The sequence below is a fragment of the Streptomyces sp. NPDC005784 genome, assembly GCF_042871525.1.
Classification (GTDB): Bacteria; Actinomycetota; Actinomycetes; order Streptomycetales; family Streptomycetaceae; genus Streptomyces.
Map to the genome: position 1 here is coordinate 224,496 of NZ_JBIAIQ010000005.1, position 12,349 is coordinate 236,844.

Here is a 12,349-nt window from a genome sequence, read left to right on the forward strand (position 1 = left end):
TCGGCCTGGCCGTGCAGCCACGCGCGGGCCTCCCCGGCGGATCCGGGGACGGTGTCGGATCCGGGCGGGGCCGTTCGTAGTACGGGTGAGAGGTCGCCCGCGAGGGGCGTCCCGAAGCGCAGGAGGCGATCCGAGATGCAGTACCTGGTTTCCGTGATCCATGACAAGGCGGACCTCGCCACCCCGGACGAGATGGCCGCGATCGACGTGTTCAACGACCGGCTCGTGGCCGAGGGGTACTGGGTCTTCGCCGGCGGCCTCGGGGCGCCCGCCACGGCCACCGTGATCGACAACCGCGGTGGTGAGGCGCTGTTCACCGACGGGCCCTTCCTGGAGTCGAAGGAGTACCTCGTCGGCTTCTGGGTTTTGGAGGCTCCCGACCTCGACGTGGTGCTCAAGCTGGCGGCTGAGGGGTCCAAGGCCTGCCATCGGAAGGTCGAGGTGCGGCCGTTCCTGTGAGCGTGATCGACGTCCGGGAGGCGCTCACCCGGGCCCACCACGAGGAGTGGGCGCGGGTGGTCGCCGCCCTGGCCAGGCGTTTCGGTGATCTCGACATCGCCGAGGAGGCGGCGGCCGAGGCGTTCGCGACCGCCGTCGAGCGGTGGCCGGCCGACGGTGTACCGCCCAATCCCGGCGCCTGGCTGACCACGACCGCCCACCGCAAGGCCATCGACCGGGTCCGGCGCGAGAACAAGCGCGGCGACAAGCAGACGGAGGCTCAGATGTCGTACGACGCCCCGCCCGAGCCTCTCGGGCCGATCGATGACGAGCGGCTCCGGCTGATCTTCACCTGCTGTCACCCGGCGCTCGCGATGGAGGCCCGGGTGGCGTTGACGCTGCGCATGGTCGGCGGTCTGACCATGGCCGAGATCGCCCGTGCCTTCCTGGTGCGGGAGAGCGCCATGGGGCAGCGGATCACCCGCGCGAAGGCCAAGATCAAGGCGGCTCGCATCCCCTATCGGGTGCCGTCCGCGGAGGATCTCCCGGGACGCGTCTCCGGCGTACTGGCCGTCCTCTTCCTCGTCTTCAACGAGGGCTATCTGGCGACCGGCCCCGGCACCGATCCCGTACGTCACGACCTGACCGCCGAGGCGATCCGGCTCACGCGCCTGATCCGTGCCCTCATGCCGCAGGACGGGGAGGTGGCCGGACTGCTGGCACTGATGCTTCTCACCGAGGCCCGCCGCACCGCCCGGGTCTCGTCGAGCGGCGCACTGGTCGCCCTCGACGAGCAGGACCGTGGGGCCTGGGACGCGGCGCTGATCGCCCAGGGGCATCGGCTGGTACGCGAGCGCCTGGCCGCCGGTGCGGCTCCGGGTCGCTACCAGATCCTCGCGGCGATCAACGCCGTGCACACCTCCGCCCGCGATGTACGCGACACCGACTGGTCGCAGGTCGTTGCTCTCTACGACCAGCTCGTCCGCCTCGACCCCTCGCCGGTTGTCGCCCTCAACCGAGCCATCGCGATCGCCGAGCTCGACGGCCCGGAGGTGGCGCTGGCGGCCGTCGACCGTCTCGAGGACGAGTTGGCCGAGTATCACGCGTACCACGCGACCCGCGCCGACCTGCTGCGTCGGCTGGGCCGCGGTCACAAGTCGCGCGCGGCCTACGACAAAGCCGTCGAGCTGGCGGGCAACACCGCCGAGACCGCCCGGCTGACGCGCCGCCGCGACCGACTGGGGTAGAGCCCCAGGACCGTCAGAGTGGGTCGATGCGGGGCTTGAGCAGGCAGAACTCGTTGCCTTCCGGATCGGCGAGGACGTGCCAGGAAGCCTCCGCGGGCTGACCGATGTCGACGGGTTTCGCCCCGGCGGCCAGCAGGCGTTCGAGCTCGGCGTCCTGATCGCGGTCGGTGGCGTTGACGTCGATGTGCAGCCGGGCATGCCCGTTGTTCGGCTCGTCGTCGCGGATGAGGAAGAGCGTCGGCTGCGGGCCGCCGAATCCTTCGCGTGGACCGATCTCGACGTAGCCCTCCTCCTCCGCGCGATCGAGCACTACGAAGTCCAGGACCTCGCACCAGAACCGCGCCAGCGCCTCGGGGTCGTGGCACTTGAGCACGAGCTCACTGATACGGCATGCCATTGACGAAACCTACTCTCGGCGTCGGAACTGCCGGGGTCGCCACACACGGATCTCATGGGCCCCGGCAGTGAGAACAGGCTCGCGACCGTACAGGGCGAGGCCTGCGGGGTCGAATGGATTTCAGGCACTCGCCCGGCCAAGTCGCGGGCCGGGGGCCGCAGATCGCGCAGCACGGCGACGGGGTGGCTGTCACGCGGGCCGACTCCGCCGGCCGGATGGGCCAACTCGACTGCACAGAGGCCAGATTGGCCGCCCAGTCACAACGACGTGCCGGAGTGCTCCAGTTGTGAGTTGTGAGCTGTGAGCTGTGAGCTGCGGGTTGCGTGGCCAAGTAGCGCGCTCATGAGGTGGTAGGCAGACGGTTCCTCGCGGCGGCGCCCTGACTTCGGGCTCTCGTTCGTCGGCGACCATGTGGACGACGCCTCGGCGCAGACCTGCCGACTACCCTCACCTGGGCCGGCCCCAGCTGCTCGCCGATCGGCAGGAGCCGGCTGGCGATGGGGCGTTCGCTTCGGGGCTGCGGGCCCTGCTGTGGTCGGGCCGGCCATCCATGACGAGACGGGGGCACAGCGGAATATGGACGGTACAGAACTCGTAGCGGCGGTCCGGCGAGGGGACGCGGAGTCCGTGACCGGGTTGCTGGAGGCGGGAGCGGCCCCGGACACGGTCACGGACGACGGCCTGCCGGTGCTGTGCCTGGCGGTCGCCGCCTATGACGCCGGCGTCGCGCAGGCGCTTGTGGAGGGCGGCGCGGATCCGGACCGGAGGCTGCCGGACGGAACGACTCCGCTGGTACGGGCAGTCGACGGCGGCTCTCCGACAGTGGCGGAAGCCGTACTGGGCCGGGAACCCCGGCTGCGCCTCCCGGAGGTCGAAAGGGAGCAACTGCTGGCCCTGGCCCGGCACTTGTACGAGCGGGGCGCCGAGGACGAACTCCAGGGCAGGGTGGGCGGGTCCGGCCCCGTACGCCAGGCCCGGGTGATGGACGACGAGTACTACCACGTGACGCAGCTGACGCTCGGCGGCCTCACGGTCCGCGCCGGGCACGGCGCGATCCTCACAGACCTGGAATGGGCCTTCCGCATCCTGACGCCCGTGGACGAGTTGGTGGCCAGGGCCGTGGCGCAGTGCGACCCGGACCATGTCGACTGGTCGTCCGCCCGGTGGGTCCTCAGCGAACGCCGCAGCGAGGAGACGTGGTCGGCCGTCGCGGCGTACCGCCACGACCCGGACCCGGAGCGCCGTCGCTTCGCCCTCGACGTCCTCTACTGGTACCTCCTGTCGCCTTCGAGCGGGCAGAACTCCCATGAGACGGAGACGGCGGAACTGCTCGTCGCCTGGGTCACCGATGGCGAGGACGACCCCGACGTCCTCGCCGACGTGCTCCGCGTCCTGAGCGAGACGGAGCACCGGAGACGGGAGGCCGTGGGACTGCGGCACGCCGGTCACCGGGACCCACGCGTCCGCGTCCGGGTCCCCGATCTCCTGCGCAGCTGGGACATCCCTCGCCCTCCCCTCGGCGCGGCGGCCCGGACCGCCCTGCTGGGTCTCGCCGGGGACGAGGACCGGGGGGTGCGTGCCGAGGCCGGCAGGGTGCTGACCGCGGCTCACGACGGCAGCTCCGAGTTCACGGACGTCATTGTCGGGCTGCTCCGGGATCCGGCGGCCGAGGTGCGGGCCTGTATCGCGGAGGCCGTCGCGGACGGCGCGATCCGTACGGCGGCGGTCGCCGACGCCCTCGTGGCCCTGCTCGACGAGGACGACTTCGGGACGCGGCTCAACGCCGCCTATGGCCTCCTTCGGCGGGACGACCCGCGCACCGGGGAGGCGATCGAACGGGTAGGCCCGCCCCCGGGCACCGGCTTCGAGCACGACCACCGTCTCTCCGCGTTCTGGAGATGGAAGTGGGACAGCGAGGACCGTTCCGCCGTCGGACAGTGACTGCCTGAGCTGGCCGTCGGCCTCAGCGGATGATTCCTGAGCTTCCTCCGAAGGCATCACGCGTTACCGCGACGGGCAGTCCGTGCCCGTCCGACGGACCCCGGCGCATTCGGGCCGATCTGGAGCGAGTCGTGTGGACGACCCTGAACGGGGTCGTCCGCCTCGCGCGCCGGTGACCTGGTCAGCCGCACAGCAAAGGGCGATTGCATAAACGTGCAGCGATACGTATAGTCATGCCATCTAGGAGGAGGGTTCCATGGCGATGCGCGCGGCGGTTGCGGGAGCGAGTGGGTACGCGGGCGGCGAGCTGCTGCGCCTGCTCCTGGTGCACCCCGAGATCGAGATCGGCGCCCTCACCGGCAACTCCAACGCGGGCCAGCGGCTCGGTGCGCTCCAGCCGCATCTGCTGCCGCTCGCCGACCGCGTCCTCGCGGAGACCACCCCCGAGGTGCTGGGCGGACATGACGTGGTGTTCCTCGCGCTGCCCCACGGGCAGTCCGCCGCGGTCGCCGAGCAGCTCGGCCCCGACGTTCTCGTGGTCGACATGGGCGCCGACTTCCGGCTGAAGAACCCGGCCGACTGGGAGCGGTTCTACGCCTCCGCGCACGCCGGGACCTGGCCCTACGGCCTCCCCGAACTGCCGGGTGCCCGCGCCGTGTTGGAGGGGTCCAAGCGCATCGCGGTGCCCGGTTGCTACCCGACGGCCGCCTCGCTGGCCCTCTTCCCGGCGTACGCGGCCGGGCTGGCGGAGCCCGAGGCCGTGATCGTCGCGGCCTCAGGCACCTCGGGTGCCGGCAAGGCGCCCAAGGCGCACCTGCTCGGCAGTGAGGTCATGGGGTCGATGACCCCGTACGGCGTCGGCGGAGTCCACCGGCACACCCCGGAGATGATCCAGAACCTCGGCGCGGCCGCCGGAGAGCCCGTCACCGTCTCCTTCACGCCCACCCTCGCGCCCATGCCCCGCGGCATCCTCGCCACGTGCAGCGCCAAGGCGAAGCCCGCGGTCACCGCCGAGTCCGTACGGGCCGCCTACGAGAAGGCCTTCGCCGACGAGCCCTTCGTCCACCTCCTTCCCGAGGGGCAGTGGCCCGCCACGGCGTCCGTCTACGGTTCCAACGCTGTTCAGGTCCAGGTCGCGTACGACGTCGCCGCGCACCGCATCATCGCGATCAGTGCCATCGACAACCTGACCAAGGGCACCGCGGGCGGTGCCGTCCAGAGCATGAACCTCGCCCTCGGCCTCCCCGAGGAGCTGGGGCTTTCCACGATCGGAGTCGCACCGTGAGTGTCACGGCAGCACAGGGATTCAGCGCGGCCGGGGTCGCCGCCGGGATCAAGGAGAACGGCAACCCGGACCTGGCCCTCGTGGTCAACAACGGGCCCAGCCAGGCCGCCGCGGGCGTCTTCACCTCCAACCGCGTGAAGGCCGCGCCGGTCCTGTGGTCGGAACAGGTCCTCAAGAGCGGCCAGTTGAGCGCGGTCGTCCTCAACTCGGGTGGCGCCAACGCCTGTACGGGACCCAAGGGCTTCCAGGACACCCACGCCACCGCCGAGAAGGTCGCCGAGGCGCTCGGCGACACGGGCGCGGGCAGCGTCGCCGTGTGCTCGACCGGCCTCATCGGCGTGCTGCTGCCGATGGACAAGCTGCTTCCGGGCATCGACCTGGCCGTCGCCCAACTCGGCGTGCACGGCGGCGAGAAGGCCGCCATCGCCATCAAGACCACCGACACCGTGCACAAGACCTCGGTCGTGACCTCCGGGTCCCCCGGGGCGGAGTCCGGGGGAGGCTGGACCGTCGGCGGCATGGCCAAGGGCGCGGGCATGCTCGCCCCGGGCCTCGCCACCATGCTCGTCGTGCTCACCACCGACGCGGACGTGGACAGCGCGACCCTGGACCGGGCGCTGCGCGACGCCACCCGTACGACCTTCGACCGCGTCGACTCCGACGGCTGCATGTCCACCAACGACACCGTGCTGCTGCTCGCCTCCGGAGCAAGTGAAGTCACCCCGGAGTACACGGAGTTCGCCGAGGCGGTCCGCGCGGTCTGCGACGACCTCGGCCAGCAGCTCATCCGTGACGCCGAGGGTGCCAGCAAGGACATCAAGGTGGAGGTCGTGGGCGCCGCGACCGAGGACGACGCAGTCGAGGTGGGCCGCTCCATCGCCCGCAACAACCTCCTCAAGTGCGCGATCCACGGCGAAGACCCCAACTGGGGGCGCGTGTTGTCCGCGATCGGCACCACGAAGGCCGCTTTCGAGCCGGACCGGCTCAATGTCGCCATCAACGGTGTCTGGGTCTGCAAGAACGGCGGGGTCGGCGAGGACCGCGAACTCGTCGACATGCGCTACCGCGAGGTCCACATCGTCGCCGACCTCGCCGCGGGCGACGCGACCGCCACGATCTGGACCAACGACCTCACCGCCGACTACGTCCACGAGAACAGCGCGTACTCCTCATGAGCAATGTGACCCGCAAGCACACCGCTCTGCCCAAGGCACAGATCCTCATCGAGGCGCTGCCCTGGCTGACCCGGCACCGCGGCAAGACCGTCGTCGTGAAGTTCGGCGGCAACGCCATGATCGACAGCGAGCTGAAGGCGGCCTTCGCCCAGGACATCGTGTTCCTGCACCACGCGGGCCTCAAGCCGGTCGTCGTGCACGGCGGCGGTCCGCAGATCAGTGCCGCCCTCGACCGGCACGGCATCATCAGCGAGTTCAAGGCGGGCCTGCGCGTCACCACCGAGGACGCGATGGACGTCGTCCGCATGGTGCTGGCCGGACAGGTCCAGCGCGAGCTGGTCGGACTCCTCAACGAGCACGGACCGCTCGCCGTCGGTCTCACCGGCGAGGACGCGCACACCATCACCGCCACCAAGCACCAGCCCAGGATCGACGGGGAGTTGGTCGACATCGGGCGGGTGGGCGAGATCACCGCGATCGACACGGGCGCGATCGAGGCGCTGCTCGCCGACGGCCGGATCCCGGTCGTCTCCTCGATCGCCCGGAGCCAGGACGACGGACATGTCTACAACGTCAATGCTGATACGGCGGCTGCGGCACTCGCTGCCGCACTGGATGCCGAAACCCTCATGGTCCTCACGGACGTCGAGGGCCTCTACGAGGACTGGCCGAACAGCGACGAGGTGATCAGCCGCCTCACCGCCACCCAGCTGGAGAAGCTCCTTCCCGAGCTGGCCAGCGGCATGGTGCCGAAGATGGAGGGCTGTCTGCACGCCGTACGCAACGGCGTCACCACCGCCCGTGTCATCGACGGCCGGGTCCAGCACTCGATCCTGCTGGAGATCTTCACCGACGAAGGCATCGGCACGATGGTCGTGCCGGACGACGAGGAAGCGGGGGACGTCGCATGACCGCCAACGAAGAGCTCACCCAGCGGTGGCAGGGCGCGCTCATGGACAACTACGGCACCCCGCGACTGCCGCTCGTCCGCGGTGCCGGAACCAAGCTGTGGGACGCCGACGGCAACCAGTACCTCGACTTCGTCGGCGGCATCGCGGTCAACGCGCTCGGACACGGCCACCCCGCGATCGTCGAGGCCGTGACCCGGCAGATCGGCTCCCTCGGCCATGTCTCCAACCTCTTCGTCGCCGAACCGCCCGTCGCGCTCGCCGAACGGCTGCTCCAGCTCTTCGGGCGTGAGGGCCGGGTCTACTTCTGCAACTCGGGCGCCGAGGCCAACGAGGGCGCCTTCAAGATCGGCCGGCTGACCGGCCGGACCCACATGGTCGCCACCACCGGCGGCTTCCACGGCCGGACCATGGGCGCCCTGGCACTCACCGGCCAGCCCGGCAAGCAGGAGCCCTTCCTGCCGCTGCCCGGCGACGTCACGCATGTGCCCTACGGCGACGCGCAGGCCCTCGCCCAGGCGGTCACCGAGGACACCGCGCTGGTGATCATCGAGCCGATCCAGGGCGAGAACGGCGTGGTCGTACCTCCCGCCGGCTACCTGAAGGCCGCCCGCGCGATCACCGCGGCCCACGGCGCCCTGCTCGTGCTGGACGAGGTCCAGACCGGAATCGGCCGTACCGGCCACTGGTTCGAGTACCAGGCACACGAAGGCGTCCTGCCCGACATCGTGACGCTGGCCAAGGGCCTCGGCGGCGGGCTGCCGCTCGGCGCCACCGTCGCCTTCGGCCGCGCCGCCGGGCTGCTGAAGCCCGGCCACCACGGCACGACCTTCGGTGGCAACCCGGTCGTCTGCGCCGCCGGACTCGCCGTGCTCGACACGATCGAGTCCGAGGGACTCCTGGACAACGTGAAGCGCGCCGGCGAGAAACTGCGGGACGGAATCGAGGGCGCCGGCGACGGTTCCGGCCATCCGTTGATCGACCATGTCCGGGGTGCGGGGCTGCTCCTGGGTATCGTGCTCACCGAGCCGCTCGCGCCCCAGGTGCAGCAGGCGGCTCAGGACGCCGGTTTCCTGGTGAACGCGCCCGCCCCCGATGTCGTACGGCTGATGCCGCCGCTGAACCTCGGCGATGACGAAGTGGACGCGTTCCTCCGGGCCCTTCCCGGCATCCTCGACGCAGCCAACGGGGACGGATGATCCCGGGAATGGGACGACGACGATGAGTCAGGCGCAGGACCACGAGCACGCAGGGCCTGCCGTGCCGCAGACCCGCACCGCACGCCACCGCCGGATCGTGGACATCCTCAACCGGCAACCGGTGCGCTCACAGAGCCAGTTGGCGAAGCTTCTCGCCGACGACGGGTTGAACGTCACCCAGGCGACGCTCTCCCGGGACCTCGACGAGCTGAACGCGGTCAAGATCCGCAACAACGACGGCGACCTCATCTACGCGGTGCCGAGCGAGGGCGGGTTCCGCACCCCGCGCGCGCCGCTGGGGGAGTCGGCGAAGGAGGAGCGGATGCGCAGGCTCTCCTCGGAGCTGCTGATCTCCGCGGAGGCCTCGGCGAATCTCGTGGTCCTGCGCACCCCGCCGGGGGCCGCGCAGTTCCTCGCCTCGGCGATCGACCAGGCCGAGCTGCACGACATTCTCGGGACGATCGCGGGGGACGACACCCTGCTGCTGATCAGTCGTGGTCCGACGGGTGGGCAGGCGCTCGCCGATCATCTGCTGCGGCTCACGCAGAACGATCACTGACAGGTACGACGACACGTACGACGGTGGAGGCGCACCCCGGAGCGGGGTGCGCCTCCACCGTCGTATGCCCTGACACGGGTACGGGTACGAGTGCGGCGCGTCCGTGCCGTCGTCCGCGCTGCCGCCGCTGGGACGCCGGTCACCCCAGGCGCTGTGCGAGCCCTCCCGTGCATCTGACCTCGTCGCCCGCCGTGATGAGCAGCGCCTCCACGTCCGGGAGCGACTCCAGCCAGTCGAGGCCGGCCCGCGAGCCCATCGCGAAGGCCGCGGTCGCCCAGGCGTCCACCCAGGTCAGCCGGGGGCCCACCACGGTCACGGCCAGCAGGTCGGTGACCGCGGACCTGCCGGTGCGCGGGTCGACGATGTGGGCGCCGCGTTCGGCGGTGCCGGAGGTCGCGACGGCCAGCTCGTCGACGCCGGCCGCGGAGACCACCGCGGCGAGCGAGCCCGGACGGAGCGGGTCGGAAACGCCCACCCGCCAGGGGCGGTGCGGCCCGGGGATGCCGCACAGCTGGACGTCGCCGCCGCCGTTGACACTCACCCCGCTCGCCCCGGCCGCGGCGAGGTGCAGGGCCGCGCGTTCGGCCGCCCAGCCCTTGACGATCCCCGTCGGGTCGAGCTGTCCCTCGTACCGCGTGCTGAACCAGCCGTCGCTGACCCGTTCCGCCTCGGCGCCCAGACCGAGCACCTCGGCGACCTCCGGGTCGCACTCCTCGACGGTGAGCTCGCCGCGCACCAGCCGCGAGATCTGGCTGTCCTCGCGATAGGTGCTGAACACCTCGTCCACACGGTGGAGTTGGACGATCGCCTCCTCCAACGCCGTCCGCACGGCTTCGGGTTCCCCGCCGCGCACGTCGAAGGAGAAGACGGTGCCCATCACTTCCTCGGCATGGCGCAGCGCCTGCGGTGCGTCCTCCGCCGGCTCAGACACCGGCCTTGTCCAGGGCCGACTGCAGTGACTTCTTGTAGCCCTCGCTGGTGTAGGTCGCGCCGGAGACGGTATCGATCTGGGCACTGCCCGCCTTGACGGCCTCCTGGTTGAGCTTGGGCACCGCGAGCGCGGTCTTCTGGTCGCTGACACCGCCCTTGGGGGCCTGGACCGCCTCGGCCTTGGTGATCTTGTTGCCGGTGAGGGTCAGCCGGACCTGGACGGGGCCGTACTGGGTCTGGTCCACGGTCCCGGTGACGACGCGCGCCTGTGCTGCCGGGGCCGGCGCCGACGAGGACGCCCCGGCCTTGCCAGAGGACCCCGAGGATCCTGCGGACCCCGACGTGCCGCCGGCGGCCTTCGCCTTGTCCAGGGCCGACTGCAGGGACTTCTTGTAGCCGCCGCTGGTGTAGGTCGCCCCCGAGACGGCGTCGATGTCGGCGCTCTGTGCCGTGACGGCTTCCTGGTTGAGCTTGGGCACCGAGAGGGCGGTCTTCTGGTCGCTGGTGCCGCCCTTGGGGGCCTGGACCGCGTCCGCCTTGGTTATCTTGCCGCCGCTCATGGTCAGCTGCACCTGGACCGGCCCGTACTCGGTCCGCACCACGTCACCGGTGACGGTCTCCGTACCCGACTGCTGAGCGGTGCCGCCCTGTGCGGCCGCCGTCTGCTGGGGCGCCGCACCGGCCTGCGCCGACGCGGCGGCCGGGTCGGACGCCGGCTTGAGCGCCAGCAGCAGCACGATTCCGGACACGGTGGCGGCGCTCGCGAGCACGAAGCGCCGAATGGGGTGACTCTTCTTCATCGTTCCTGACTCCCGTCGCTCACATCTCGAACGACTCGTGATGGATGCGGCGGGCGGGGACCCCCGCGCCGCGCAGTGCGTCGTACACCTGCTGTGCGAAGCCGGGCGGCCCGCACATGAAGACGTCGTGGTGGTCTATGTCGGGCAGCTTGCGGCGCAGGGACTCCGCCGAGATGTCCGGGCGCTCGCCGTCGGGGCTGTTCACCGCGTACATCAGACGCGCGCCGCGCTCCTTGGAGATGGCGGCGAGCTCGTCCCACAGGGCCAGGTCCTGGGTGGTGTTGGCGCGGTAGAGGAGCGTCAGGTCGCCGGACGCGCCGGGAAGGGTCTCGAACAGCGCCCGCATCGGGGTGATGCCGACACCGCCCGCCACCAGGAGCACCTTGCCGCGACTGCGCTTGCCGGCGGTCAGCGCGCCGTACGGACCCTCGGCCCAGACCCGGGTGCCCGGCTCCAGGTCACGCAGGGCCGCACTGTGGTCGCCGATCGCCTTCACGGTGATGCGCAGCATGTTGGGACGGGGCGCCGCGGAGAGCGAGTACGGGTGGGAGCTGAAGCGCATCCCGGGGGCCAGGAAGCGCCAACGGAAGAACTGCCCGGCCTCCGCGCCCATCCGGTGCAGCTTGCGCCCGCTGATCAGCACCGACACGATGCCGGGCGTCTCCTCGATGACCGCCTGGACCCGCATCCGGTGCTTCAGGTTCAGCCGGATCGGAGAAAGGATTCGGTACCAGAGGACCAGCGCGGTCACCGACCCGTAGAGCCCGTACCAGACGGTCTTGGCGACGGGTTCCACCGCGAAGTCGTTGCCGGTGGACAGCTGGTGCCAGAACGTCAGGAACACCGCGGCGTACGTCAGCAGGTGGACGTGGTACCAGGTGTCGTACGGGATCAGCCGGCGGAGCCAGCCGACGGAGATGAACCCGATGAGCACGAGCAGACCCGTGCCGATCGCGGCTTTGCCCATGTCGGGCAGCGTGTTGACCGAGTCGATGGTCTGCTGCACGATCCCGCCGATTCCCTTGCCGGACTGCAGGGCATAGCCCCACATCGTCAGGAAGAGGTGGGCGAGGACCAGGCAGATGGTGTAGCGGCCCGTCATGGCGTGCCAGCGCGCCACCCGGTCGGATCCCACGCGGCGTTCGAGGGCGGGGACGCGGGCCATCTGCAGCACGACGAGCGCCATCAGATATCCGGCGAGCAGCCCGGTGATACGGCCGGCGTTGAGGATCCTGCCGTTGTTGTCCGCGATGGACGGGGTGTCCATCCACCACAGCCAGACGACCGCGGCGGCTCCCGCCCAGACGGCGAGCAGCAGTGGGACGGCGGGCGAGCGGCGAGGGCGGATTCGGCGCATGGTCTGGCGCCGCGCGGCGCGGCCACCGGCGATCGTGGACACGGTTCCTCCGTGTTCGTCCTGGAGACGGGGTGAGGGGAGTGGCCCCCTGGCCCAGAGATACGGTCCACGAC

The 12,349-nt window shown here is 70.8% G+C and carries 12 protein-coding genes; 8 read left to right on the plus strand and 4 right to left on the minus strand.

The features are described from left to right. Nucleotides 1–135: 135 nt before the first annotated feature. Nucleotides 136–459 carry a YciI family protein gene (locus ACFYR3_RS11355; protein WP_355839704.1) on the plus strand — a complete coding sequence of 108 codons (324 nt, stop codon included), beginning with the start codon at nucleotides 136–138 and terminating at the stop codon, nucleotides 457–459. After that, nucleotides 456–1,685, plus strand: coding sequence for an RNA polymerase sigma factor (locus ACFYR3_RS11360; RefSeq protein ID WP_389282546.1), 1,230 nt, complete (start codon nucleotides 456–458; stop codon nucleotides 1,683–1,685). Before ACFYR3_RS11355 ends, ACFYR3_RS11360 begins: the two co-directional genes overlap by 4 nt. A 13-nt stretch (nucleotides 1,686–1,698) precedes the next feature. On the opposite strand, the gene ACFYR3_RS11365 is transcribed toward ACFYR3_RS11360, so the two are convergent. Next, nucleotides 1,699–2,082 (minus strand): VOC family protein, encoded by a 384-nt coding sequence (locus ACFYR3_RS11365; RefSeq protein ID WP_355839700.1) that lies wholly within the window; start codon nucleotides 2,080–2,082, stop codon nucleotides 1,699–1,701. Nucleotides 2,083–2,658: 576 nt separating this feature from the next. Between ACFYR3_RS11365 and ACFYR3_RS11370 the strand changes: the two genes are divergently transcribed. The 6 genes from ACFYR3_RS11370 to ACFYR3_RS11395 all read left to right on the plus strand — a co-directional run bounded on the left by ACFYR3_RS11370 (nucleotide 2,659) and on the right by ACFYR3_RS11395 (nucleotide 9,149). After that, nucleotides 2,659–4,023, plus strand: a complete 1,365-nt coding sequence (locus tag ACFYR3_RS11370; RefSeq protein WP_389282548.1) for a HEAT repeat domain-containing protein — start codon at nucleotides 2,659–2,661, stop codon at nucleotides 4,021–4,023. A 256-nt stretch (nucleotides 4,024–4,279) separates the two neighbouring features. Continuing rightward, on the plus strand, nucleotides 4,280–5,308 hold the full coding sequence (argC, locus tag ACFYR3_RS11375; protein ID WP_355839696.1) for an N-acetyl-gamma-glutamyl-phosphate reductase: 1,029 nt from the start codon (nucleotides 4,280–4,282) through the stop codon (nucleotides 5,306–5,308). Then, complete coding sequence (argJ, locus tag ACFYR3_RS11380; protein ID WP_355839694.1) at nucleotides 5,305–6,483, plus strand: bifunctional glutamate N-acetyltransferase/amino-acid acetyltransferase ArgJ; 1,179 nt, start codon at nucleotides 5,305–5,307, stop codon at nucleotides 6,481–6,483. The genes argC and argJ overlap by 4 nt, the downstream gene beginning before the upstream one ends. Further along, on the plus strand, nucleotides 6,480–7,394 hold the full coding sequence (argB, locus tag ACFYR3_RS11385) for an acetylglutamate kinase (RefSeq protein WP_355839692.1): 915 nt from the start codon (nucleotides 6,480–6,482) through the stop codon (nucleotides 7,392–7,394). Before argJ ends, argB begins: the two co-directional genes overlap by 4 nt. Continuing rightward, a complete protein-coding gene (locus ACFYR3_RS11390; protein ID WP_355839690.1) occupies nucleotides 7,391–8,590 on the plus strand; it encodes an acetylornithine transaminase in 1,200 nt (399 codons plus the stop codon). The genes argB and ACFYR3_RS11390 overlap by 4 nt, the downstream gene beginning before the upstream one ends. Before the next feature lie 22 nt (nucleotides 8,591–8,612). Next, on the plus strand, nucleotides 8,613–9,149 hold the full coding sequence (locus ACFYR3_RS11395; protein WP_355839688.1) for an arginine repressor: 537 nt from the start codon (nucleotides 8,613–8,615) through the stop codon (nucleotides 9,147–9,149). Between the two features lie 139 nt (nucleotides 9,150–9,288). Here the strand turns inward: ACFYR3_RS11395 and ACFYR3_RS11400 are convergent, their stop codons facing one another. The 3 genes from ACFYR3_RS11400 to ACFYR3_RS11410 are packed head-to-tail and all read right to left on the minus strand — an operon-like array spanning nucleotide 9,289 to nucleotide 12,236. Further along, nucleotides 9,289–10,080, minus strand: a complete 792-nt coding sequence (locus ACFYR3_RS11400) for an FAD:protein FMN transferase (RefSeq protein WP_355839686.1) — start codon at nucleotides 10,078–10,080, stop codon at nucleotides 9,289–9,291. Continuing rightward, the gene (locus ACFYR3_RS11405; RefSeq protein WP_355839685.1) at nucleotides 10,073–10,879 is read right to left on the minus strand and encodes an FMN-binding protein; all 807 of its coding nucleotides are present in this window, start codon (nucleotides 10,877–10,879) and stop codon (nucleotides 10,073–10,075) included. Before ACFYR3_RS11405 ends, ACFYR3_RS11400 begins: the two co-directional genes overlap by 8 nt. A gap of 19 nt (nucleotides 10,880–10,898) precedes the next feature. After that, nucleotides 10,899–12,236 (minus strand): ferric reductase-like transmembrane domain-containing protein, encoded by a 1,338-nt coding sequence (locus tag ACFYR3_RS11410; protein WP_389282711.1) that lies wholly within the window; start codon nucleotides 12,234–12,236, stop codon nucleotides 10,899–10,901. Nucleotides 12,237–12,349: the final 113 nt, after the last annotated feature.